Annotated in this window: 23 protein-coding genes and 1 pseudogene (1 of these 24 cut by a window edge); 4 read left to right on the forward strand and 20 right to left on the reverse strand. The window is 38.1% G+C overall.

What is annotated here, in order from left to right; genetic code table 11:
- The 4 genes and pseudogenes from pyrE to HZC45_03440 form a co-directional block, all read right to left on the reverse strand.
- Positions 1-47 (reverse strand): annotated as a pseudogene (gene pyrE / locus HZC45_03425) (orotate phosphoribosyltransferase) (it extends 532 nt beyond the left edge of the window).
- 42 nt (positions 48-89) lie between these two features.
- The gene (locus tag HZC45_03430; protein MBI5682209.1) at positions 90-1,487 is read right to left on the reverse strand and encodes an amidophosphoribosyltransferase; all 1,398 of its coding nucleotides are present in this window, start codon (positions 1,485-1,487) and stop codon (positions 90-92) included.
- A gap of 81 nt (positions 1,488-1,568) precedes the next feature.
- Complete coding sequence (gene purL / locus HZC45_03435; protein ID MBI5682210.1) at positions 1,569-3,683, reverse strand: phosphoribosylformylglycinamidine synthase subunit PurL; 2,115 nt, start codon at positions 3,681-3,683, stop codon at positions 1,569-1,571.
- A 76-nt stretch (positions 3,684-3,759) separates the two neighbouring features.
- Complete coding sequence (locus tag HZC45_03440; GenBank protein ID MBI5682211.1) at positions 3,760-4,710, reverse strand: acetyl-CoA carboxylase carboxyltransferase subunit alpha; 951 nt, start codon at positions 4,708-4,710, stop codon at positions 3,760-3,762.
- Between the two features lie 105 nt (positions 4,711-4,815).
- Here HZC45_03440 and HZC45_03445 point away from each other — a divergent pair, with 105 nt between their 5' ends.
- Positions 4,816-5,379, forward strand: a complete 564-nt coding sequence (locus HZC45_03445; protein ID MBI5682212.1) for a HEAT repeat domain-containing protein — start codon at positions 4,816-4,818, stop codon at positions 5,377-5,379.
- On the opposite strand, the gene HZC45_03450 is transcribed toward HZC45_03445, so the two are convergent.
- The gene (locus HZC45_03450) at positions 5,351-6,715 is read right to left on the reverse strand and encodes an HD-GYP domain-containing protein (protein MBI5682213.1); all 1,365 of its coding nucleotides are present in this window, start codon (positions 6,713-6,715) and stop codon (positions 5,351-5,353) included. The two genes, HZC45_03445 and HZC45_03450, sit on opposite strands and share 29 nt — an antisense overlap.
- Before the next feature lie 8 nt (positions 6,716-6,723).
- Positions 6,724-8,307, reverse strand: a complete 1,584-nt coding sequence (locus tag HZC45_03455; GenBank protein ID MBI5682214.1) for a HEAT repeat domain-containing protein — start codon at positions 8,305-8,307, stop codon at positions 6,724-6,726.
- 70 nt (positions 8,308-8,377) lie between these two features.
- Here HZC45_03455 and HZC45_03460 point away from each other — a divergent pair, with 70 nt between their 5' ends.
- From HZC45_03460 to HZC45_03470, 3 genes are all read left to right on the forward strand, one after another.
- On the forward strand, positions 8,378-9,655 hold the full coding sequence (locus tag HZC45_03460) for a M23 family metallopeptidase (GenBank protein MBI5682215.1): 1,278 nt from the start codon (positions 8,378-8,380) through the stop codon (positions 9,653-9,655).
- Positions 9,656-9,715: 60 nt separating this feature from the next.
- On the forward strand, positions 9,716-9,940 hold the full coding sequence (locus tag HZC45_03465; protein MBI5682216.1) for a DUF3343 domain-containing protein: 225 nt from the start codon (positions 9,716-9,718) through the stop codon (positions 9,938-9,940).
- Positions 9,941-10,007: 67 nt separating this feature from the next.
- Entirely contained in the window at positions 10,008-11,594 is a 1,587-nt protein-coding gene (locus HZC45_03470; protein ID MBI5682217.1) for a diguanylate cyclase, read from the forward strand.
- Between the two features lie 4 nt (positions 11,595-11,598).
- On the opposite strand, the gene glmS is transcribed toward HZC45_03470, so the two are convergent.
- The 14 genes from glmS to HZC45_03540 form a co-directional block, all read right to left on the reverse strand.
- Positions 11,599-13,425 carry a glutamine--fructose-6-phosphate transaminase (isomerizing) gene (glmS, locus tag HZC45_03475; protein ID MBI5682218.1) on the reverse strand — a complete coding sequence of 609 codons (1,827 nt, stop codon included), beginning with the start codon at positions 13,423-13,425 and terminating at the stop codon, positions 11,599-11,601.
- Positions 13,426-13,658: 233 nt separating this feature from the next.
- Positions 13,659-14,339 carry a methyltransferase domain-containing protein gene (locus HZC45_03480; GenBank protein MBI5682219.1) on the reverse strand — a complete coding sequence of 227 codons (681 nt, stop codon included), beginning with the start codon at positions 14,337-14,339 and terminating at the stop codon, positions 13,659-13,661.
- A gap of 240 nt (positions 14,340-14,579) precedes the next feature.
- On the reverse strand, positions 14,580-15,263 hold the full coding sequence (locus HZC45_03485) for a DNA modification methylase (protein ID MBI5682220.1): 684 nt from the start codon (positions 15,261-15,263) through the stop codon (positions 14,580-14,582).
- A 4-nt stretch (positions 15,264-15,267) separates the two neighbouring features.
- Positions 15,268-16,539 (reverse strand): hypothetical protein, encoded by a 1,272-nt coding sequence (locus tag HZC45_03490; GenBank protein MBI5682221.1) that lies wholly within the window; start codon positions 16,537-16,539, stop codon positions 15,268-15,270.
- 81 nt (positions 16,540-16,620) lie between these two features.
- Positions 16,621-18,015: a bifunctional UDP-N-acetylglucosamine diphosphorylase/glucosamine-1-phosphate N-acetyltransferase GlmU gene (gene glmU / locus HZC45_03495; protein MBI5682222.1), complete on the reverse strand. Its 1,395-nt coding sequence runs from the start codon at positions 18,013-18,015 to the stop codon at positions 16,621-16,623.
- Positions 18,016-18,088: 73 nt separating this feature from the next.
- The gene (locus HZC45_03500) at positions 18,089-18,631 is read right to left on the reverse strand and encodes an O-acetyl-ADP-ribose deacetylase (protein MBI5682223.1); all 543 of its coding nucleotides are present in this window, start codon (positions 18,629-18,631) and stop codon (positions 18,089-18,091) included.
- A 15-nt stretch (positions 18,632-18,646) separates the two neighbouring features.
- The gene (locus tag HZC45_03505; GenBank protein ID MBI5682224.1) at positions 18,647-19,114 is read right to left on the reverse strand and encodes a DUF4149 domain-containing protein; all 468 of its coding nucleotides are present in this window, start codon (positions 19,112-19,114) and stop codon (positions 18,647-18,649) included.
- 125 nt (positions 19,115-19,239) lie between these two features.
- On the reverse strand, positions 19,240-21,021 hold the full coding sequence (locus HZC45_03510) for a hypothetical protein (protein ID MBI5682225.1): 1,782 nt from the start codon (positions 21,019-21,021) through the stop codon (positions 19,240-19,242).
- Positions 21,018-21,278: a hypothetical protein gene (locus HZC45_03515; protein MBI5682226.1), complete on the reverse strand. Its 261-nt coding sequence runs from the start codon at positions 21,276-21,278 to the stop codon at positions 21,018-21,020. The genes HZC45_03510 and HZC45_03515 overlap by 4 nt, the downstream gene beginning before the upstream one ends.
- 2 nt (positions 21,279-21,280) lie before the next feature.
- Entirely contained in the window at positions 21,281-22,090 is an 810-nt protein-coding gene (locus tag HZC45_03520) for a thermonuclease family protein (protein ID MBI5682227.1), read from the reverse strand.
- 24 nt (positions 22,091-22,114) lie between these two features.
- On the reverse strand, positions 22,115-22,651 hold the full coding sequence (locus tag HZC45_03525) for a methyl-accepting chemotaxis protein (GenBank protein MBI5682228.1): 537 nt from the start codon (positions 22,649-22,651) through the stop codon (positions 22,115-22,117).
- A 73-nt stretch (positions 22,652-22,724) separates the two neighbouring features.
- Positions 22,725-23,810, reverse strand: coding sequence for a threonine-phosphate decarboxylase (locus HZC45_03530; GenBank protein MBI5682229.1), 1,086 nt, complete (start codon positions 23,808-23,810; stop codon positions 22,725-22,727).
- Positions 23,807-24,508 carry an acetate--CoA ligase family protein gene (locus HZC45_03535; GenBank protein ID MBI5682230.1) on the reverse strand — a complete coding sequence of 234 codons (702 nt, stop codon included), beginning with the start codon at positions 24,506-24,508 and terminating at the stop codon, positions 23,807-23,809. Before HZC45_03535 ends, HZC45_03530 begins: the two co-directional genes overlap by 4 nt.
- Before the next feature lie 110 nt (positions 24,509-24,618).
- Positions 24,619-25,302: acetate--CoA ligase family protein (locus HZC45_03540; protein ID MBI5682231.1), on the reverse strand; the 684-nt coding region annotated here is incomplete at its 5' end.

Consider the following 25,302-nt stretch of genomic DNA (forward strand, 5'->3'; position numbering starts at 1 on the left):
TTTTCTTTTATGATTTTAAGGAGGAACGGTTTATACTGATTTGTCATGATGATTTTTATCCCCCATTTTTATAGTTACAAATCTGCCTGCTATTTAAATAACATCATCTGAGGTTCTTCTCTTTCAGCAGAAAATCCCACAGGGTATTTTCCTGTAAAACATGCATCACAGAAACTACTGCCTGCGCCTGATACAGCCTTGTAAAGTCCTTCAATACTCAAGTAGCCAAGTGTGTCAGATGTAATATAGGTATTTATCTCAGCAGCACTATGGGATGAGGCAATAAGTTCCTGACGGGTCGGAGTATCTATTCCATAAAAACAGGGGCATATAGTTGGTGGAGAGCTTATCCTCATGTGAACCTCTTTCGCACCCGCACCCCTTATCATCTTGACAATCTTTCTGCTAGTTGTTCCCCTGACAATAGAATCATCTATTACCACTACCCTTTTGCCAGTAAGCACCTCTTTTACTGCATTAAGTTTTATCTTTACGCCAAAATGACGAATAGAGTCCTTTGGCTCTATAAATGTCCTTCCGATATAGTGATTTCTTATAAGCCCCATTTCAAATGGTATTCCTGATTTTTCTGCAAATCCTATTGCAGCAGGCACCCCTGAGTCTGGAACAGGTATTACAATATCAGCATCTATGGGATGCTCCGCTGCCAGTTGTCTGCCAAGATTTTTTCTAACTGCATAGACATTTGCACCAAATATACTGCTGTCAGGCCTTGCAAAATATATAAATTCAAATATACATGGTGTAAACCGTGTCTTATCAAAAGGCTTGAATGATTGGATGCCATTTTTATCAATCAAGATAATCTCACCCGGTTCAATCTCTCTTACAAAATCTGCCTCTATAAGATCAAAGGCGCATGTTTCAGATGCTATTACCCATGAATCTTTAAGTTTTCCTAATACCAGCGGTCTGAAACCATTCGGGTCCCTTGCAGCAACCATCCTTGTCTCTGTGAGGAAGACAAATGAATATGAACCCCTTATCATCTTCAAGGCATCTATAAGTCTATCTATAAGTGAGTTGTTTTTGGATGTTGCCAGAAGATGTATTATTATCTCAGTATCTATGCTTGACTGAAATATTGAACCATATGCCTCAAGTTCAGCCCGCAGCATAGCTGCATTTACAATATTACCGTTATGTGCAACCGCAATACTGCCTCTTGAATAGTCAACAACAAAAGGCTGGGCATTCTTAATATGGCTTTCCCCTGTTGTAGAATATCGGACATGACCTATAGCAGAACTACCCGGAAGTTTTTTTAAAACATCCTCTTTGAATATATCTGCTGCAAGCCCCATTGCCTTGTGAGAATATAGTTTTTTGCTGTCAGATGAGACAATCCCTGCACTTTCCTGTCCCCTGTGCTGCAAGGCATACAAACCAAGATATGTCAGGTTGGAAGCCTCTGGATAGTTATAAATACCGAATACACCGCATTCATCTTTATATTTATCAAACATCGGTTTATCCTTTAAGTAATTTTTCCAAAGAACCCTGCCATGCCATCCTTAATTTATTAACTGAAATATCAATCTTATCATTTATTTTGAGACAGATGCTTTATGCCTGTCTGCAATTTCCATGAATTCTTTCAGATTTTTTTCTTCAAGGGTTACGATAATCCTTGACTGGGTTTCGCCAAATAATAAAGAGTCAGTTCGGAGTTCAGAGTTCGGAGTTTGGAGTGTAGATTTAAAATTAACTATTGCACCTATATGGCCATTTGCCGGAGAAGAGATGCAGCATTCTGCTAGGGCTACTGCCAACCCTCCCTCTGACAAGTCATGGGCTGATTTGATTATACCGCTATTTATTGCCTGTAAGCATGCATCCTGAATATTTTTTTCCATATCAAGATTGATTTCAGGGGTTTTCCCTTTATCCATATTATGTATAACCTTTAGATATTCGCTCCCTCCAAGTTCTTCCATTGTTTCACCAATTAAAACAATAACATCCGCTTCATCTTTAAACCATTGTGTTACATGAAGGGTTATATCCTCCAGTAAACCAACCATTCCTACAGTTGGTGTAGGATATATAGAATTTCCTGATGTTTCATTATAAAGACTTACATTTCCGCTTATGACAGGGATTTCAAGTTTTAGGCAGGCATCCCTCATTCCCAATACTGCCTGTTCAAACTGCCACATGATTTCAGGTTTTTCAGGGTTTCCAAAATTCAGACAATCTGTAATTGCTATTGGTTTTGCACCCGAACACACAAGGTTTCTTGCTGCCTCTGCAACAGCGATAGCACCGCCTGTCCACGGCTCTAAAAAACAGTATCTTGAATTGCAGTCAGTGGTTACTGCAATGCCTTTTTTACTGCCTTTAATCCTTATAACAGCAGCATCTGAACCGGGAAGGACAACAGTATCAGTCCTGACCATATGGTCATATTGAGTATAAACCCATCTCCTGCTTGCTATATTTGGTGATGACAAAAGTGTAAGCAAGACCTCATTATAGTCAGAGGGGAGGGGGATGCTGTTCAAATCAAGATTCTGGATATCTGCCTGCCATACAGGTCTTTTAACAGGTCTTTTATATACAGGTGCATCGTCTGTTAAGTATTTTACAGGTATCTCTGCAACAGTTTTATCCCCTTCCTTTACCCTTACCAAACCATCATTAGTAACCCTGCCGATTACAGCAGCGTCCAGATCCCATTTATGGAAGATCTCTTTAACCTTTTCCTCAGTGCCGCTGCGGACAACCATGAGCATCCTCTCCTGAGATTCAGAAAGCATAACCTCATAGGATGTCATACCGTATTCCCTTCTCGGAACAAGGCATGTATCTATCTTAATCCCTGTCCCTCCCCTTGAAGCCATTTCAACTGATGATGATGTGAGTCCAGCAGCACCCATGTCCTGAATACCAACAATATAGTCTGTCTCAAATATCTCAAGACATGCCTCCAGAAGAAGTTTCTCTGTGAATGGGTCTCCTACCTGAACTGTTGGCCTTCTTTCTTCGCCGCCTTCTCCAAATACATCCGATGCCATTGTTGCACCATGTATGCCGTCTCTGCCTGTCTTAGAACCCACATACATAACAGGGTTTCCAATACCCTTTGCTACACCTTTAAAAATCCTATCATTTTTCATTATGCCGACTGTCATGGCATTTACAAGACAATTTCCATTGTATGATTCATGAAAGTATATCTCTCCGCCAACAGTTGGCACACCGACACAATTGCCATATCCTGCAATGCCTGCTACAACACCATCTATGAGGTGCCTTGTCTTTGGATGTTCTAATGAACCAAATCTTAAAGAATTCAGAATGGCTATTGGTCTTGCACCCATTGTAAAGATATCCCTTAATATCCCTCCAACACCTGTTGCAGCGCCCTGATATGGTTCAATGTATGATGGGTGATTGTGAGACTCCATCTTAAATGCCAGTGCCAGACCATCGCCGATGTCTACAATACCTGCATTCTCACCAGGGCCCTGAAGCACATATCTGCCTGTTATTGGAAAATTTTTAAGATGCACCTTTGATGATTTATAAGAGCAGTGTTCACTCCACATGACAGAGAATATACCAAGTTCCAGCAGATTTGGCTCCCTATCAAGAACCTTCAAAATCCTCTGATACTCATCGTCTGTAAGACCGTGCTGTTGTATTATGTCTTTGTTCATAAAAGGCTAATGGCTAATGGCTAATGGCTAATGGCTAATGGTTTTTCCCTTTTGCCATTTGCCTCTCGCCTTTAGCCTATTCTAAAAACACCCCCATATTTCTGAATTTGTTATACCTTTTTTCATATCTCGTCTCTTTTGATAAGGTTTTAAGTTCTGCAAGATTCCTTTTTATTATATTCTTTAATCTCTTTGCCATAGATTCTGCATCCCTGTGTGCGCCGCCCTGCGGTTCCTTTACAATTTCATCTATCACCTTAAGTTCCAGAAGGTCTTTTGAAGTCAGTTTCATTGTGTTTGCTGCAACCTCTGCCTTTGTTCCATCCTTCCATAAGATAGCTGCACACCCTTCAGGAGATATAACAGAATATGTGGCATATTCAAGCATAATAGTTATATCACCGACACCTATTGCAAGCGCGCCGCCGCTTCCACCTTCACCAATCACAACCACAATTATAGGCACCTTTAACCGTGACATTACTAATAAATTCTTTGCTATTGCCTCTGCCTGACCCCTTTCTTCAGCACCTATACCTGGAAATGCCCCGGGTGTATCAATGAATGCAATAATAGGTTTATTGAACCTCTCTGACATGCTCATAAGTCTGAGTGCTTTTCTGTAACCCTCGGGACCAGGCATGCCAAAGTTCCTTAAAATCTTTTCCTTTGTTGTCTTGCCTTTTTGATGACCTATAACCATAACTGTTTCACCATCCAGCACTGCCAGACCTCCGACTATTGCAGGGTCATCCCTGAAGTTTCTGTCCCCATGCAGTTCTGTAAAGTCGGTGAATATATTGGAGATATAATCCAGTGTATAGGGACGGCAGGGATGTCGGGCAAGTTGAGCTATCTGCCATGGCGAAAGTTTTGAAAATATACTGGCAGTAAGTTTTTCTATCTTTTTTTCAAGCCCCTGTATCTCATCTGCCAGATTCGTATCTGAAAACTGCTTAAGTTCCTCTACCTTTCTTTCAAGTTCAACAATCGGCTTCTCAAAGTCAAGATACTGCTGAAGCACCATAAATTTCCCTCCTGATAAAACGGATTTTAACATAACAGAAAATAGTGGGTTCTGCAAGAAAACAAAAGCCTTGCACGGTCTAAACAAATTTGATAGGTATAAGGTATGAATAAAAAAAAGGACATCTTTATAAAATTATTAAATGACCCTGATGAGTCCATCAGAAAATGCGCATCCAATTCAATAGAAAAGATTGAAATTAAAGAGAATATCAATATCTTTGAAAACTATATTGAATCAGGCAGCCTTACCCAAAAACTTAATGCAATCTTTGCACTTGGAAGATTAAGGGGCAGCAGGGTACTATCCATACTCTTGAAGGCAGCAAATGACCCTATAGAAGATGTAAGGGCATCTGCAATAAGGGTTCTTGGCGAGATTGGAGATAATAAGATACTATCTTCTATTATTGAGTTTTTAAATGACCCTAGTCCTGTTGTAAAAAGTGTTGCAGTAGAGGTGGCGGGCAATCTTAAAGACCCGCGTCTTACTGATTTCATTATATTAATGACGCAGTCGGAAGACCATAGTGTCGTTGAAAAGTCAATAGAGGCACTGGGCAAGATAGGCAGTGCAAAGGCAGAGGAAACATTAATCAGATTTACGCTGTCAGGAGACCCTGTTTTAAAAAGGATTGCAGTTAATGCACTTGGGGATTTGGAGGTTTAACCTCTTTTGCCATAAAACTTCCAACATTGATATCTACTATACTTGGGTCTACTGACGAGATAATCCTGAGATGATTTCCTTGTCTATCTGATGCAGAAAAGTCAATGACATGAGGGTATCCAATCTTCATGCCATCTCTGTCAAATAATAATTTGATAACAGGTTTGTAAGTATTCTGCGGCTCAACCCTTATAACTATACCAACTTCATTTGTAGATAGTCTCACCAATGTTCCTACAGGATAGACTCCGAGCATATCTGTAAAAATCTTTAATATACGAGGGTCAAAATGCGTGCCTGATAGATTCTGCATAACCTCAAGTGATGCAGCAGGCGAGCATGCCTTTTTATATACCCTTACAGTTGTAAGTGCATCGTATGTATCTATGATGGCAATTATCATGCTTGTTGATTCAAGTCTTGTTTTTACTGCAGGATAACCTGTGCGGTCATACCGCATGTGGTGCTCAAATGCTATCTGAGGTATAGCCTTGTCTATACCTTCCATCTGGGACAGTATCCTTGAGCCTAGCATAGGGTGAAGTTTAATCGCTTCCCATTCCTTTACGGAAAGTCCGCCGGGTTTTTTAATTATATCCTCATCAATATTTGTCTTGCCAATATCATGGAGAATCCCTCCCATACCAATAGAGTGGAGTTTTTCGCCTGCGTAACCTATCGCCTTACCAAGGGCAACAGATAGTATGCCGACATTAACAGAGTGATTAAACAAATAGTCATCGTAACTTTTAATCATGGTGAGGCCTATCATAGCATTGCGGTCTTCAATTACATGGCATGCAATCTCTTCCATTATATCTGAAACCTTAGACATCATTGGTATCGTATCTGACTGAACCTGTGTAAATATCTTTTTTATAACACCGACTGCGTCATTGTATACCTCAAGGGGATTTCTTTTTTCTGCTGGCAATGACTTAAATACTATCCTTTCTATCCTGTATGATGAAACAATCGTCTTAAGTTCAGAGACAGTTATTTCTTCGCTATTTGATAGTATTGCAAAAAAGTTCTGGAACTCATCTTTAGAGAAACCTCTTTCAAAGATTATGCCTTCTACCTTTATCCTATCCATCTGAATCAGGATTTCTCCAAGAAACTTAATGGAATCAATAAATGGGATGCCATTAAAAACAATCACATCCTTTATCTTGCCGATGTAAACCCTTTGCTCGTTTTTTACGATGTCTGAGAGGGCTTGGTACACCTTATCAATAGGCTGTATGATGCCGGGGTGTCCGGGTGGATATAATCTTCTGCCCTTTAATGCACTATTCAAGTTTTTCAGAATGAATTCAATCAATATGCTTTCCATATATGTCCTTATCTTATTTCTTTAAGTATTTGTTCACATTTTTCTTTTAAATGGTTTTTTGCATTTTTTAACACCGCTTCTATTGCATGGATTGCCTCTTTACCGCCTATTCTGGCAACGGCTTCTAGGGCAAGCATCCTCAATTCTTCATGTTTGTCCTTTCTAAAAAATGCCTTTGATTTGAGAATATCTATAAGCCCTGCCCATGCTGTCTTATCGCCGATATTAATAACAGCCTTTAAAGCCTCTTTCCTGATATCTGTATTATCATGCAGTATGCCCTTTTGCAGCGCCAGTGCCATCAGAAAGGGAACAGATGAGCGGTCTTTCAATGAACTCAAAAGCAATATGGTATGCAAAATTATATCTTTTTCTTTTGTCTGCAGCATCTGAATAAGTATATCTAAAGATTCTTTTAATGGGATTTTTGCAATGGCGCTCAAAACCTCTTTTTTAACCCTCATATCATGATGCTTAAGAAGTGGTTTTAATTTCTCAAGGGATCCATGGCAGCCTATATGTCCGACAAGTGAGACCATCTGCCTTACAATAAACCATCTGCCATCATGCAATAATGATTCTGCCTCTATCCTTGCATCTTCACCAAGCATGACAAGGATGTTAAAGATACCTTTTCTGATATGTATATCATCTGCCTCTATAAGTGTATTTATAAGATGACTTGCACATTCCCTGCTGGTGTTTAAAAATACCTCTCTAATAACATCTTTTTTACCTTCGTCCTTTTTGCAGAATCTTGAGATGAGATACTTAATTGTTTCAGGGGTTACAAGTTCTTTTATGCCATTTTTTGCAGCGGTTCTTTGTTCATCATTTCTATCTGTCTTAAAAAAGGCATGTTCTGCAAAGACCATGATTACAGAAAATATATCTTCCTGCTGTCCCTTCTCTGTTAAAAGAAATTTTGCCATTACAAGAATCCTGTCTAGAAGATGCAGATATTCAGGGGTCATGTATTCTTTGTCAAGTTCTAGCAGCAGTTCCAAAATCCCTTTTTCCTTTTCTTCGGAATTGTTTTCTAAAGATTCTGCCACAACTTCATGAGCATCTTTTATACGGTGGATATCGTGGACCTCGTCAGGATATTCTTTCTCCAAACTTGGTAAATTCTTTTTTCTATCTCCAAGTTCTGTCAATCTGTCCGCCAGTTTTTCATAAGGAATTTCATTAACCCATATCCCTTTTATCCCTGCCTCATACAAAACCCTTTCAATGCCGCCAAGTCTCATGATATGTTCCGGGTGCATTTTTATAATGTGTAAAAAGTTTTTCAATTCTGGCAAGGTCAAATCCATAGTTAATCTTATCTCGTTTATTCGTCTTGTGAAAAATTCCCTTCCAATACCATCAATGCCTTTGCAAGCACTGCCAATAGGCATATTGCCTTCGTAAAACCCCTTTGTATCTATCTTCCATATTATATGGTCGTCAGATTTCAAGATGAGCGCCTTCATCTCTGAAAAGGCTTTGTTTAAGATTGTATCCAGATTTGGATGCCCTTCAGGATACAAGTGAATAGCCTTGACAGTTTTAATAAATTCTATTAGTATGGGTTCGGTATTTTGCAGCATTTTGGATACATAGAATAGCAAAAAGGTTTAATATGTCAATTATGAAAATAATTTGTGAGGAGGAGATACAGTGTATCATCCTTCAGGCATTAAAAGACTTGCTATAATTATATTTGGTTTAATATTTATATCTTATTTTGTTGTGCTGTTTGCAACAGTCCCTGTCATCTCATCAAGAACTGAAACAATCTTATCACCTCCGCCTGAGAAAAGTGAGACAATACCCCCTCCCATTCACACTGCTACACTAAAAATAAAAAAAAATGATACAATATTTACCCTTCTGTCATCTTTTGATGTTTCACCATATAAAATAAATGAAGTCATATCCAGCAGTAAAAATATTTATGATTTGAAAACTATAAAGACAGATGCAGATATAAAATTTTTCTTAGAGGGCAATGAATTCAGGGGACTCAAACTGCCCATAGATGGCCTTAATTATATCATAATTGAAAAAAAAGAAGATAAATTTATTGCCAGAAAAGAGCCGATAGAATACAAAACGATATTTGCATCTGCAAAGGGGACGATAAAAAATTCATTATATGAAGATGCTGTTTCATCAGGGGTTGACCCTGATGTTATAATGAACCTTTCAGATATATTTGCATGGGAGATTGATTTTACAAGCGAGGTAAGAGAGGGCGATACATTCAAGGTGCTTTATGAAAAGAGATACCTTGAGGACAGATTCGTCAAGAATGGAAGAATACTTGCTGCGCAGTTTGAAAATAATGGAAAACTATACCATGCAATATATTTTAAGTCTAAAGATGGCAAAGATGGTTATTATGATTTGAATGGCAACGCACTCTCAAGGCAGTTTCTAAAATCTCCCCTTAATTTCAGGCGAATATCTTCCTATTTCAGCCGCAGCCGGTTCCACCCAATACAGCGAACATATCGTCCTCATCACGGTATAGACTATTCCGCACCAATGGGAACCCCTATTGTTACAACAGGAGGTGGCAGGATTGAATTCATTGGATGGAAGTCAGGGTATGGCAAGGTTATTGTTATAAAACACAATAACACATATAAAACTATGTATGGTCATCTCAATAGTTTTGCAAAAGGCATTAAAACAGGTGGAGTTGTAAAACAGGGACAGGTTATTGGATATGTTGGTTCAACAGGGCTGTCAACCGGTCCGCATCTGCACTATGAGGTGAGAAAATCAGGAACCTTTATAAATCCCCTCAAGATGAACATCTCATATCAAAGGGTGCCTGTATCAGCAAGGTATATTCAGGATTTTAAAGGGACAAGGGATGATTTGATGAGGGGTCTCATGGCAGGGGTTATAACAGTTGCACAAAAAGATACGGTCGTCCATACGGACTAATGAGTGGAGGGGACTTAAATCTCTGTAAATAATAAAACTTGTCTTGTTATATTTGGTTCTATGAATACGGTCTTGAAGGCAGAAAAGATATTAAAGAGGCATGAAATACCTTTCAAACTTATGCCAACCCCCAAAAAGATAGCCTTGCATTGTGACATTTCTATTTTATTTGATGAATCAATGATGACGAATATCCAGACCATATTAAAAAATGCCTGTATTAAAGCAAAAGGCTATTATATTAAAAAAGGAGATGACTATGCCCATTATCCAAGTGGGCAGTAGACAAATGTTATCTTTTACGCTATTAGAAGAAGTAAACCAAAATTTCTAATGGAGTAAAGGGCTATCTATGACAATAACAAAGGTAAAGAAAAGGCTAAAGGTTGATTCATTGATTTCCGCTGTTGAGCGAAATATCCTGAAATGGATGCAGGAAGGTAAGACGAACGAAGAGATAGGTAAAATAATTGGGCTAACAAAATGGACCATTAAATATCATCTTAAAAATATCATGCAAAAACTTGATGTGACCAATCGGACGCAGGCTGTTAGTCAGGCTATCAGCCAGGGATTACTGCCCCCGATTAAAGCACAGGGTACTGATGACCCACCTCCTCAGAAAATAAAGGTAGGCATAGTCTGTCATGAAAATAGCGAAAACGATTTATTAAAACTATTCACGGAAGATCCGTATATAGAAATTGCAGGCATAACAGATATGGATCCTTTTTCCAGTAGTTTTAAACTTGCCAGAGATATGAATATACCGGTGTCAATAGATGTTAAGGCTATTATTGAAAATGGGGCTGATGTAATCATAAACCTTACTGATTCAAAAGAGGTGAGTGAAAAGATAAAGGGTGCAAAACCACCCACAGTAGAATTGCTTGACAATCTTTCATCAAAACTCTTGTGTCATTTCGCAGAGGAAAGAAGAAAAAGGATAAAGGACAGGGAAAGGGTTTTAAAGGAGCATGAGGCACTATACCATCTTGGGCTTGTTATAGAAAATATCGGCAGCATAAAGGATGCCTGCCTTGCTATCATTGATTATGCAACAAAATTGACCTCTACACCTGCCGGCTCTGTTATCCTTTTTAACGAAAAGAGTGAGGAACTAATCGTGGCAGCCACAAAGGGTTTCAGTGAGTCATTTCAAAAGATAGACAGATGGGAGATGCCGAAGGGTGGTTTAATCGGACACATACTAAACCAGAACTCTCCGCTTGTAGTAACTGATATGAGGGACTATCCTGAACCTAATCAATATCTTATTAAAGAGGGTGTGAGGGCATTCATGGCATCCACCTTGGCTGTGGAGGGGAGAATTATAGGGCTCTTATATGTGAATGATTTTAAAAAGAGGCAGTTCAGAACAGAGGATGTTTCTCTCTTTTCACTCCTTACTGTATATGCTGCCCTGACTGTAGAAAGGGTGAAGTCTATAGAGGAAATGAAGACCTTAAGTATAACTGACGGACTTACAAAACTTTACAACCATCGTTATCTTATGGAGCAGATGTATAAGGAGTTTCAAAGGGCATCAAGGCATAAACATCGTCTTTCAATAGTTATGATAGATATAGACCACTTTAAAAAGTATAATGATGAATTCGGGCACCTTGAAGGGAATAATGTGCTCAAAGGACTGGCAAAGGTTTTCATGAATACAGTCAGGGTTACTGATATAGTTGGAAGATTTGGCGGTGAAGAGTTCTGTGTTATTTTGCCAGAGATGGATAAAAAAGGAGCGGCTGCATTTGCAAAAAGACTTTTGCGAGAGGTCAGTGATGTTTCATTTAACAAGAAGGTTACACTATCTTGCGGTGTTGCCGTATTTCCTGATGATGAAAAAACGCCTCTTGAACTTATAAAAAAGGCAGATGCATATTTATACAGGGCAAAGAAGAACGGCAGAAATCAGGTATGCTGCTGATTTCTTATTCTACAGTTACACTCTTGGCAAGATTTCTCGGCTGGTCAACATCAGTGCCTTTCAGCACAGCAATATGGTATGCAAGAAGCTGCAGGGGGATAGTCATGAGTATGGGCATTAAAAAATGAGTTGTGTTAGGTATTGATATTACCTCATCAGACGTTTCCGCTGCCTCTTTATCACCTTCATTTACAATAGCAATAATTCTGCCTCCCCTTGCCTTTACCTCTTCCATGTTACTAATGATTTTTGAATAGGTTTTATCCTCCGGTGCAAGGACGACAACAGGCATATCTTCATCTATAAGCGCGATTGGCCCGTGTTTCATCTCGCCTGCCGGATAACCCTCTGCGTGGATATATGAAATCTCCTTTAATTTTAATGCACCTTCAAGGGCAACAGGATAATTTATGCCTCTGCCAAGGTATAAGAAATCTCTGAAGTTAAAATACCTCTTTGCAATTGATTCAATCTCCCCATTAAGTGTCAGTATCTTTTCTATTTTATGCGGAAGTGTTATGAGTTCGTGCAGTAAGTCTTTTGCCTTATCCTGTGTAATCCTGCCAACTTTCCGTCCCATGTATATTGACAGAAGATAGAGTGCAGTCAGCTGTGTTGTGAATGCCTTTGTTGACGCAACGCCAATCTCAGGACCTGCATGCGTGTATATTATGCTGTCAGATTCCCTTGCAATGCTGCTCTCTATGACATTGCATATGGATATAATCTTTGCGCCTTTTTTCTTTGCCTCACGGATTGCTGCAATGGTATCTGCTGTCTCTCCTGACTGGGATATGCCTATAATCAATGTCCTGTTATCAACAATAGGGTCGCGGTAGCGGAATTCTGAACCAATATCAACCTCTGTCCTTATCCTGCAAAGTTCCTCAAACAGGAATTTCCCCACAAGTGCAGCATGCCATGATGTGCCGCATGCTACAATATAAGCCCTTTCAATTTTATCTATATGCTCTGCTATCTTAAAATCGTCAAAGATTACACTGCCTATTTCTTCAGAGACCCTTGTTCTGAATGTATCTGTTATTGCCCTTGGCTGTTCAAATATCTCTTTTAACATAAAGTGGCGGTAGCCGCCCTTTTCAGCCATTACAGGGCTCCAGTCTATTGCCCTCGGTGTCTTCTCTATCTCGCTGCCATCCAGTGTTTTGATAACAACCTTATCTTTTGACATAATAGCCATCTCGCCATCTTCAAGAAATGCCACACTTCTGGTTTTATTCAGGATTGCTGTAATATCAGATGCAATAAAGTTTTCACCCTTGCCAAATCCAACAACAAGTGGACATTCCTTTCTTGCTCCAATAATCTTATCAGGCTCATCTTTACTTATCACAGCAATGGCATACGAACCTTTTACTATTTTAAGAGATTCTCTTACTGCATGTTCAAGATTGTTTCCATCTTTGATTTTGCGGGATATGAGATGTGCTAAAATCTCCGTATCTGTTTCTGACTTAAATCTTGCCCCTTGTTTTGTTAAGGATTCCTTTAAACTTAAATAGTTTTCAATAATGCCGTTATGAACAACAGCAACGCCGCCCTCTATATGCGGATGGGCATTTTCCTCTGAAGGTCTTCCGTGAGTCGCCCACCGCGTATGCCCTATTCCGACATTTCCTTGGACAGGCATTTCATTTAATCTGTTTTCAAGGTTTATGAGTTTGCCGGCGCTCCGACGCGCCTCTACCTTATCATTGTCAATGACTGCAATGCCGCTTGAGTCATAGCCTCGGTATTCCAGTCTTCGCAGTCCGTCAATAAGGATGCTGCTTGCGTCTTTGTTTCCTATATAGCCTATTATTCCACACATAAAATATGATTAGTTCACGCTGAAAAACACCCCAACCCATGCTTTGCATGGGTGACCCCTGTGTCGTCGCTGCGGCTTCTTCGCTCAACATACTTTGTAGTTGCCCAATTTATTGGGCGCATTTAAGACGCAGATAAATCCGCTAAACTACAACCGCCTTGCATCTGAAACTTTTTACTTTGCCGTGAAAAAACTACTCCTTTCAGCAAGTTCAAGATTGCAACAGAATGATTTTACTTTAGTTTTCTCATTATAAACAAATACTTAAATCCTCTCAAATAAAAATTGAACCGCCTTGCTCTATTGTGCCACAAAGGAGTATTTGAAGTTTGATTTTTTCTCGTTAAACAAATAATATCAATTGGCTCAAAATATTTTTCAAGTCGTTGATAAAGTAAAAATCCAGTCGGTGTAAATTTCTTTTTTATCCATTGGTCGGCAATGACCCAGCCCATCGCCTTGTCTGGTTTCAAAATTCGCGCAATTTCGGAAGCGACTTTTTCCAATTCGTCATAAAACTCTATTTTCTCGCAAGAAATTTTTCCGATACACTGCTTCTCATCTGAATACTTAATATTGTCAGAGTAAGGCGAATCTATAAAGACAAAATCAACACTGTCGTCTTTGAGCGGGATTTTACGAGAGTCGTTTTTAATTACATCAGGTCTAACTATATTCAAATCATAGCCGATAACTTCTCTGTTCAATTCTTTTGCCACATCAATTGTTGTTCCACTCCCGCACATAGGGTCAACAACTAAATCGCCCTCTTTTGTATATCTCTGGAGTAAATTCCAAATAACAAACGCGGGTGTAACACCGTTGTATTTATTATTTCCGTGGGGTTTATCGCCATAGTTTTGTCTTGGAAAATCCCAAAGCGTTGTTGATTCAATAATTAAATCATTAGACATAGTTCTTTATTTGCTCACAATAAAAACTCATGGTTTTAGTAAAAATCAAATTATTTATTGAACTGTTTTCGCCCGACTCAATTTTAGTTAAAAGAACTTGACAAAATAAAAGAAGCTCTCTTAACGCAACTATTTTCTGATATTGCTTTGAGTTTCTTTTATATATTTGCCAATCGGAAATCTTGTGAGTTTCTTTAATAACTTTTTTCCACGCTAATTTTATTTGTGATTTTGTCATATTTATTTGAGTAATTTTTTAAGATCGTCAATGAATTTATCGAAAGTTTTTATTTTTTCGCTTTCTTTCACCACTTCCTCCGTCATGATATAAGCCCCATCCAAATCTACTTCTACTATCGCTCTACTTTTATTCATGTTTTTATTTTCACTAAAATTGCCATCTTCATCTGGACTTACAAAAAATACTTTGATGTGCTTGGTTAGAGGATAATTTTTTATTTTGAAGTTCCAATACCCAGATTGTGCGATTCTTTCTCGTAATGTTGATTTGCTGGATAAAACAGCGACAACTTTTGTATCTTCAGGGTTATAAATTACTAAATCAACATCAGGAATATGAAAACCAAATTTTCCAAAATCAACAGACAGGTTTTTCTTAACTTTTTGTAACTCTATAGATAAATTTTTAGGATATGTCCGTTCAAATTTTTTACCAGCTACTAGTCGCAAATTTAATCCTGCCACTTTCTCTTTAAGAATATGGTCAATCAACTTTTCTAAAGCATTGCCCTTAAACCCTTTCCATGATTGCTCGTGGTCTTTTTTGGGCGTAGGATTTTTCAAAAAATCCTTATAGTGCATATCCTTTGCTTCTCTTAATATTTTAGAAATATACTTATAGGCATTATCTCCGTAAGATTTTTTGTATTTTTCGTAAATGTCAATAATGTCTTTTATTGTCATAATTTTATTTTTCCATTACTAAAATGTATTCGGTAGGATAAGCATAGGTTTTATTCTTATCCGTTATCCTCGCAAACCTGCCAGTTTTTTCGTCTCTCACAGATGGCAAGTTTTTTGACGGTATTTCTCTTTTGATAATGTTGAGAATTTTTAAACCTAGATTTTGTAATTGCTCTGCAAAAACTTCTGCGTTTAATATTTCAACACCCTTTAAACTGGTATTGCCGATAACAATACAGGTTTTACCGCCTTTTTTCAGCATTCTTTTCATTTCAGCAAAAACTTGGTTCATTTCGCTAAAATAGGTTGAAACTTCTTCTGCGGTCTTTTTGTCTTTTCCCAGCAATTCATTTCTTATTTTTTCAGCCAGCACGCTATTTAAAACTAAATCTTTTTTGTTGTGGTAAGAAGTGCCAATAAATCTTTTGCGAAAATCGCTTAAATCTTTTGTGTATTCCATCCACAAAGCGGTTAATTGGTGTAAATCAGCATATTCATAAGAGGTAACATATGGCGGCGAAGTAACGACCAAACTAACAGCGTTATCTTTAACTGGAATTGTTCGAGCATCTGTGCAATAAACTTGGCTCGGCACTTCAAGATGATTTCTCTGTTTTGACAATTCATAAAATCGAGCATTGCCTCTCATCATCATTTTTACTTGTTTGAAAAATGTCTGTATTGGGTCAGACGGCTTTTTGATTAGGTCTCTTGTCGGCTTATTGCTTTTTTGCAGCCAAATAGAACAATTTTTGAGAATATTGGAAAAACCGCAATAAAAGAAGTCTCTAATATCTCGGTCTCTTAGTTTTAAAATCTCGGTAAAGATAAAAGCAAGTTTTCTTTTTTCTTCAGGTTTGAACCAGTAATCAATCCTTTCATGTTCAGGGGCTTTCACTTTTGTGTCTTTGTTGTAAGTATCTAATTTTCCTTTCAGTGCGGTAAATACCCTTTCAACTTTCTTTGGATCAATGGGAGTGATTTTTGCTTTTGTGATGAGCACGGCGACAGGATTTATATCAACGCCAATTGATAGCCGTCCCATTACTTTTGACTCAACGAGTGTTGTTCCGCAACCGCCAAAAGGGTCAACGATTAAATCGCCCTTGCTTGTGTATTTTTCTGCCAAACGAGAAACAATTTGAGGAATAAACTTTGCAGGGTATCGATGATAGCCGTGCGTGATATATGCCGTGTCTTTCCGTGTCTTATCGGAAAAAGACCATGAGTAATCAATTTTGGTTTTATTCAATAATGAAATGATGGTTTGGCTCATATTATTTTGTCTTTATTTATCATCTGTTCTGTATGCTGCTTTTGCCATAATTCTCCAATGAGTATATCCAGTAGTCTATTGCTACTCACTCTTTTTTTCCAGTCCTTTCTTTTTAACCCATCCTTTAATATTTCTCTGCTGAACCCTTGATAACGCAAGCGCATCTTTCGGCACATCCTTTGTAATTGTAGAGCCTGAACCGACATAGGCATTCCTGCCGACCTTAACAGGCGCAACAAGTTGCGTATCGCTTCCGATGAATGCGTTGTCTTCAATTATGGTCTGATGTTTTTTTATGCCGTCGTAGTTGCAGGTAATTGTGCCAGCGCCGATGTTTACATCTTTTCCGATTATTGCATCGCCAAGATATGACAGGTGGTTTGCCTTTGAACCTTTGCCGAGCCTTGTTTTTTTTACCTCAACAAAATTTCCAATCTTCGCATTATCTTCTACAATAGTTTCAGGTCTGAGCCTTGCAAATGGGCCTATTGAAACATCTTTGCCTATTACTGAATTTTCAATAACTGAAAAATTTTTTATCCTTGAATTATCGCCAATCCTTGAATTTACTATTTTGCAGCCATGTTCAATAATGCAATTTTTGCCTATTTGTGTGCTGCCCTCCAAAAAAACACAGGGATATATAACTGTGTCCATTCCAATCTTTACGGTCTTGTGAATATATGCTGCCTCAGGGTCAATGAGTGTAACGCCTGAAAGCATGAACTCATTATTGAGCCTTTCCCTCATCTCTTCATTTGCCTCTGCCAGTTCAATCCTGTTATTTATACCCAGTACCTCTTCTGGTGAGGTGTGAACGAGAGTTGATACCTTTCTGCCCTGTCGGACAGCCATCTCTATCAAATCAGGGAGATAATATTCACCCTGCCTATTTTTATTTTTAATCTTTTTGAGATTTGAAAACAGGAATTCTTTTGATACACAGTAGATGCCTGTATTGATTTCCCTGTTCTTTCTTTCTTCATTATCAGCATCTTTATCTTCTACAATCTTTATAACCGAATCATCTTTATCCCTGCAAACCCTGCCATAACCTGTCGGAATAGGAATAGTTGTGGAGATAAAGGATAAAACTGCATTTGATTTTTTGTGGTTCCTCAAGAGGTCTTTTATGGTTTCTTTTGTAATAAGAGGCACATCACCTGACAGTATCAAGATGTCTCCTTTAAAACCCTTTAAGACGCTCTCTGCACACATAACAGCATGGCCTGTGCCAAGTTGTGGTTCTTGTGTAACATATTTGAGAATTGAGAGTTGAGAGTTTAGAGTTGCTATTACCTTTTCTCCTTCATGTCCAACAACGACAATAATTTTTTTTACACCAACGGATTTTGCAACCTCAATCGGATAGAGTGCCATTGGCATACCAGCAATCAGGTGGAGAACCTTTGGGATAGCAGACCTCATCCTTTTACCCATGCCTGCAGCAAGTATAATTACAGCGATATCTTTCATCTCTGTATCATTCCTTTATAAAGGCATATTGAACGACGAAAGGGAGGGTTAATAGGGGAGGGGACTTGGATTTTTAGCTTATACATCTTTTTAAACCTTCAAGTTTTTCTTTATATATTTCCAAATCCTTGTCTGAAAAGAGGACACATCTCACTATCTTTAATCCCCTATTTGCCCTTATAAAATCTATGATGGTCTTTAATGCAATCTCTGATGCATCTTCTATCGGATAACCGTAAACGCCGGTAGATATTGATGGAAATGCAATGCTATTTAACCCCGTTTCTTTAGCAATTTCAAGAGATTTTTTATATGCACTAGCGAGGAGTTTACACTCACTATGATTACCATCTTTATACATTGGTCCAACAGCATGTATTACATATTTTGCCTTCAGATTTCCGCCTGTAGTCAGAACAGCACTCCCTGTTGGACAACCTCCAATCTTCTTGCATTCCTCCATAATCTTTGGACCACCTGCCCTATGGATTGCACCGTCAACACCGCCTCCGCCAGCAAGCCTTGAATTTGCTGCATTTACTATTGCATCTACAGATTCATTTGTTATATCGTCTCTGATAATGGAAAGGATTGTATTGTTTATTGTTACATCCATATAGGAAGCCTCTACTTAAAAACCACCGAGTCTCAAGGCAACAGCAGAAAATACTATAAATATTGCTACAACTAGGTTTGTCCTGCCAATGTATCGTGCAATAGTCCCTGCCAATGCATTATGTCGGGCTTTTGGACCAAATACAAAATCATGGAAAAGACTGGAAATAACAATGTATGTAACAAGCGAGAGTTTAATTATTAGTGTTCTGCCGAATGCACTGCTATAAAATTCTTTACTTAAGAGAGTTTCTAAAGAAATGCCCATTAAAAAGATATTTGAATACCCTGTAACCAAAAGAGATATAATGGCAATCCAGCCCCAGAATCTGAATCTTTTGCCAACCATCTGATATATATTAGATCTTTCACCAGGGTCATTGATTGTCTTTAAAAATGGTGCAATAACAATTACAAAAAATATCATGCCGCCAATCCAGAGCATGGAAGATAATATATGTATTAAAAGAGATATGGTCAGCATAAATCAGGTATCAGGTTTTACTGACAGACGAAACTACTTGGACACTATTGCATGTCGCATAAGATATATTATGTAAAGTAATGCAAAGGTATTACTTTACATAATATTAAACTTTAGACTTCGTGTCACTCTGCCTTTAAAATCCCTCCACCCCATGTTCCAACCAGTAGATTACCATCTCTATCTGTTGATATAGTTTGTATAATGCGATTTACCATGCCTTCGCTTACATCTTTCCATTCAAAACTGCCTTGCTTTAAAAAAAATAATCCATCGTATGTGCCTGCGTATATATTGCCATTCACATCCTCATGTAAAGACAATATCCTCTTATTCAATAAACCCTTACTGACATCCACCCATGATTTACTACTGTCTTTTTTTACATAGACACCACTGCCGTCTGTGCCAATATATATATTGTCATTGTCTATTGTAATAGACAGAATAATAGTATTCTTAATGTTACTTGTTATATTCTCAAAAACCCATTGACTATTTTTTATATCCTTAAAGCCCTTAAACACCCCATCATATGTTCCAACATACAGTATCCCTTTTGAATCAAATTTTACCGCAGTAATCCTCTTATTTGTAATGCCATTATCTAGTTCTTTCCATGATTCACCTCTATCTTTACTTACAAAAAGACCATCGCTATCAGTTCCTGCATACAAGGTATCGGCATCATCAATTGAAATAGTGGTTATATTTAAAAAAGCCGCAGCCCCTTGAACCCTATCCCATTTTTTTGTAGTCACATCATATTTGAAAACGCCGCTTGTGGTTCCTGCATATGTATTGCCATTAGAGTCTTTGACTACTGCATTAACTGACTTCCCGGAAAATATATCTATCTCTTTCCATTCAAATTCATTGATATTCTTTATAAAGAGTCCCCATGAAGTGCCTGATAATATTGTATTTTTATCATCAATAAAGATTGATTTGATTTGCGTATTGGTTATTCCAATATTCTTTTTCTGCCATGTTATGCCATTATCACGGCTAAAAAACAAACCCTTACCATAACTACCTGCCCACAATCTTTTATCTCTGGTTACCGTCACATTTTTTAGTATTACCCCTGTCAGCCCTCTCTGTTTCCATTCTTTAGTCTCTGAAATAAATTCAAATACACCATCTTCAGTTGCAGCATATATCACATTCTTATCAGGTGAGGTAGTCAGGTGCCGTGTATACGAATTTACACCCCCCTTGCTAAGATGTTCCCATTCTTTGCCGCCGTCTATACTCCTAAGTATTCCACTGCCCCACGCAGACGCATATATATGGTCATTTTTATCAATAACTATAGTAGGCAGTAGATATTCTATAAGACCAACAAACCTCCACCTCTGTCCTCCCCGCTCTATCTTATAAAGACCGCCTTCTGTTGCAGCAATGACATCACCATTCTTTTTAAAAGCAATGCCATTTACAAATGTGTTTTGCAACTCCTGATTTAAGAGTTCCCAATCCCTGCCGTTCTTCTCACAAACACCGCTTCCCCATATAGAGGCATATGTCACACCATCCCGGTTAATTATTATAAATGGTATTAACATTCCTGCAGAAGGTCCTGATTCTTTTACCCAATTTTTACCATTATTAACACTTCTAAATACCCCTGCTTTAGTGCCAGCAAAGATTGAACCATCATGCGGAGAAATAGAGACAAATGGATTTACAAGTCCTGAACTTGTAGATAACCATGTATTGCCATTGTCAATGCTTTTATAGACCCCGCCGCCCTCTGTTCCAATGAAGATGTTCCCGTGATTATCCTCAACTACTGATGTGATAATACCTCCAAATGGACCAATTGCCATGATATGTTCATTGCCAGCAAATGCATTTGGCACAGACAACAAGAAAAGAATATATACAGTGTATATGACCTTCATTCCTTAACTCCTTTGTAATTGTAATCATAAAAGATAAAATATACTATCAGAGATAATGCAAATATAGGTATTAAAATATTATACGGTATAATAGTTGCTTTTAGATATAATAAAAGACCGCTGACAGCAGCAAAGAAAAAACTTGTCCAGTTTACTGTCTTGACAATATTTGCAGGAAGCCTTTTAACCACCTTTCCTAACAACATTACAATAAGAAAGAGTATTACTAATGTTAAAATCAGATACGCTATGTGCATCTTTATCTCCTTTTGATAACCTCTATCTGTGAAGGGTTATCTACTATAATCTCAGGGCCATTATATTCCTGTATCTTTCCTGTTACCACAATCTCCTTATTTTTGTATAAATCAAAAGATGTTATGCCATTTCTGTTAAATTTGACCTTATCCTTACGAAATATAACTACAGTAAAATCCTTTTTATAGTCATTCCCAAAATTTAAGAAAGTTGCTTTATCAGTATTAAAGATGCCAACTACCCTCCCCTTAACACTGATTACTTTGCCAATATATTTGCTTGCATCAATTGCTGATATTACCTTGCTGTCTTTTGCAAATTTTTTATCAACTGACCATATCCCTATCTTGCCTTTTATGGCTTCTCTTTCATACCTTTCAAATTCCTCCTTTTTTTCTATTCCGCATGGAGATATAATAAAAACTCTGGCATACCCTTCTTTAACCAGAACTGCGTTTACAAGGCTGCCCCCTGTATAAACCCATGCCAATATCCTTCCATACTTATCCCTTGGCTCAGATTTACATATAACAAGTTTTATTTTCTTGCCTTCTACAAGTTTCCTGTTTCTATCTTTTGCCTCTTCATAAAATGCCTGTCCAATTTCAGGTGTATCAATGCCAATATATCTTACGCGGCTGTGGTTTTTAATCTCAATGGTATCTCCATCTATAATCTTATATGCCTCTGTTTCAAGATAATCTTTTAAATTATGAGATGCTGCTTGTGTATCTTCATTTTTTAAATAACTGTAAAAAATGGTGCTGATTATACTGACAATAATAACAACAAATAAACTTTTCTTTTTCATTTTCTGTTATATTTAAAAAAAATCTTACCATTTTTCCCTAAATTCATGGATACTTGTTTGAAGGGATATTATCTTATCTTTTATCTCTGATGAGTCGTTCTTATCAGATGCAATTATTTCCATAAGTTCATCCAATCCTTTGTCAATAACAGCATTTACCTTATTATAATCCGTTGACATCTCTTCAAAATTATTTATCATCTCATTCATATATCCTGTAAATTCTTTCACATGAAGGTCATCATTTGCCCTGATACTTAATCTCCTATCCAAGTCCCCTTTTGCAATCAACTTCATTTCATATTCAAGTCTTTTAAACGGACCCACCAATCTATAAGAAAAGACTACAGCAAGAAATACAATGATAGATATATATCCGATTGTGAGAAATATTCCCAAAAACGGCGATTCAATTCTCATGTATGTGCTGAGACCCTTCGATATCAACTGCAAAAATATTCCGCTGAGCAGTGCAACAACAACAAGGATCGCGATGGTTATCTGAATTTCCTTTGTTACAAAATATCTCTGGGAAAATGTTTTTTTATTACTATCTTCCAAGTTTCCCTCAAAACTGCCGCGTTTACCCTGTAGAATTTGCTGGGTATAAAAATATAATCTTTTACTTCTGTTGTCAAGACTGTAAACTGAAACTAAATATTTCATTCAGTCTTTCAAGAAGCAGGTTATTGTCTGTTCTGTTTTTCACTGCTATCCTTAAAAACCCGTCGCCTAATCCAAAAGATGAACAATCCCTTACTGTAATTCCGTGTTTTAAAAGCAGTTCGCAAATCATCTTTGATGTAATGCCTTCTGCGGATATTTCTACCAAAAAATAATTTGCATTGGATGGATACAATCTTAAACCATATATTGAACCAAGTCCATCAAACAAAAATCTATGCTCTGACTCAAACCATCTCTTTGTGTCTAAAATATACTCTTTATCTTTAAGACCTTCAACAGCGCATACTCCAGCCGCTGTGTTAACAGACCACGGCTGCTGAAAAGAGGCAGTCCTTTTTACAATCTCTTCTGAAGATATAAAATAACCAAACCGAAGTCCAGCCATTGCAAAAAACTTTGTCATTGAACGAAGGACTATAAGATTATCAAATTCTGCCGCCTCCTTTTTTACAGATTCCTCCTCAACAAAATCTATGAATGCCTCATCAACTATCAGAAGTGTGCCGTATATACGGCATTCATTGGCTATCTTTAAAATGTCATATTTACTTAATAGAGAGCCTGATGGATTAGCAGGATTGCAGATATATAGAATATCATATTTACCTTTCAACATCATGCAGAGTTTAGGAATATCCAGTATAAAATCATTCTCTTTTGACACCCTGAATTCATCCACATTGCATCCATAAATCAGGAGAGAGTTTTTATATTCACTGAATGCAGGCTCTACTAAGAGAGCCCTTTTTGGTTTAAAGACCTGCGGTATAAGGTATATGAATTCAGTGGAGCCATTTCCTGCCAGAATATTTTCTGCAGGTATAGAGTGGAATCGGGATAGTTCCTCTCTTACAGTTAAGGCGTCCTGTTCAGGATATGCTGGAAAAAGATTATAAATCTCTTTTAATACTGATACTGCCTTTTTTGACATACCAAGCGGATTTATACTGGAACTAAAGTCAATGATGTCTTTAACAGGAATGCCTGTTTCCCCTGAAACCTTCCATATATTTCCGCCGTGGGTCTTATTCATGTCAATATAATCCTTACATCAACTGCGATTACTCCTTGAGAAGTAGCAATAAGCGGATTTATCTCTATCTCTTTTATCTCATCTGTTTCATCCATAATCTTTCCAACCTTTATTAAACAGTCTATAATGGCATCAGTATTAACAGGCTTGCTGCCCCTGTATCCTGTGATCAGTGGATATGCTTTTATCTCCTTTATCATCTCAAGACATTCTCCCTTTGTAACAGGCATTAGCCTAAAAGACACATCCTTTATTAGTTCAACCATAATCCCGCCGATGCCGAACATCACAGCAGGACCAAAGTGTGGGTCTCTTATTCCGCCAACAATAACCTCAACGCCTTTGTCTGCCATCCGCTCTATCAGAAAACCTTCAATCTTTGCAGACGGATAATGGTCTGATATCTCAAACATCATTTCATTAAATACATCTTTAACCTCATGTTCATTTTTAAGCCCTAACCTCACCCCGCCTGCCTCTGTTTTATGAAGTATATCTTTTGAAACAACCTTTATCGCAACAGGGTAACCGATTTTATTTGCACCAGCCACTGCTAGTTCCGCATCAGGGGCAATTACATTTTTAGGCACAGGAATACCCCATGCATTTAAAAATTCCTTTGCCTCATGCTCTAAAAGGGATTTTCTGCCCTCTTTTAATGCACCTCTTATGATTTTATAAGTATTATCTTTTGCCACAGGTTTTTACTTTGTTATGCACAGCGTCATAAATAAATCCGCACCTGCCTGTGCCAGCACCTGTCTGCCGTGCCAACGGCACAGGCCGGGCGGCAGACGGGTATGCGAAGTTATGATGCTCTATATAACAGCACTGCTGCCCTCACCGCATCTTCAGGTGTAGAAAACACAGGCAGTCCGTTTGACTCAAACAATCTCTTCTTTTCCTGTGTATATCTGCCTCCAGGGCTGCAAATGATAACAGGCTTTTTAAATCTTTCCGAAACCTCTTTTATATAATAGACAAGGTTATCTGTAAGACCCGGTGGTCCCCAGAGTGCTGCAATAATGGCAATGTCATAGTGTTTAAGGGCTTCTTCAAGCGCAGCCTTATACTCATTGTCAGTAACGCTTCCTGTTAAATCAATTGGGTTTGCTATGCTGCAAAATGAAGGGAGTTTTTTAGAAAGTTGTGTTTTTGCATCTTCTGGAAGAGGTGCAGCATCAAGCCCCATCTCTATGCACAAGTCAGTTAAACTAACGCCAACACCGCCTCCGTCTGTAAGTATAAAGACTTTATTTCCTTTTGCTGGCTCTTGCATTCCTGCCTGTCGCGGCTGCCTGCCTGTGCCTGCATCACGGCAGACAGGCGACGCAGACATGGAAAAGACCTTACATGCATCCAAAAGTTCATTGTATCCTGAAGCCTCAATGATACCTGCCTTTTTAAAGGCAGCCCTGTAAATCTCATATCTTCCTGCTATTGCCCCTGTATGAGACCTTACAGCCAGTGCACTTGTAGAATATTTGCCGAC

Source organism: Deltaproteobacteria bacterium (genome assembly GCA_016223005.1).
GTDB lineage: Bacteria > Desulfobacterota > GWC2-55-46 > UBA9637 > GWC2-42-11 > JACRPW01.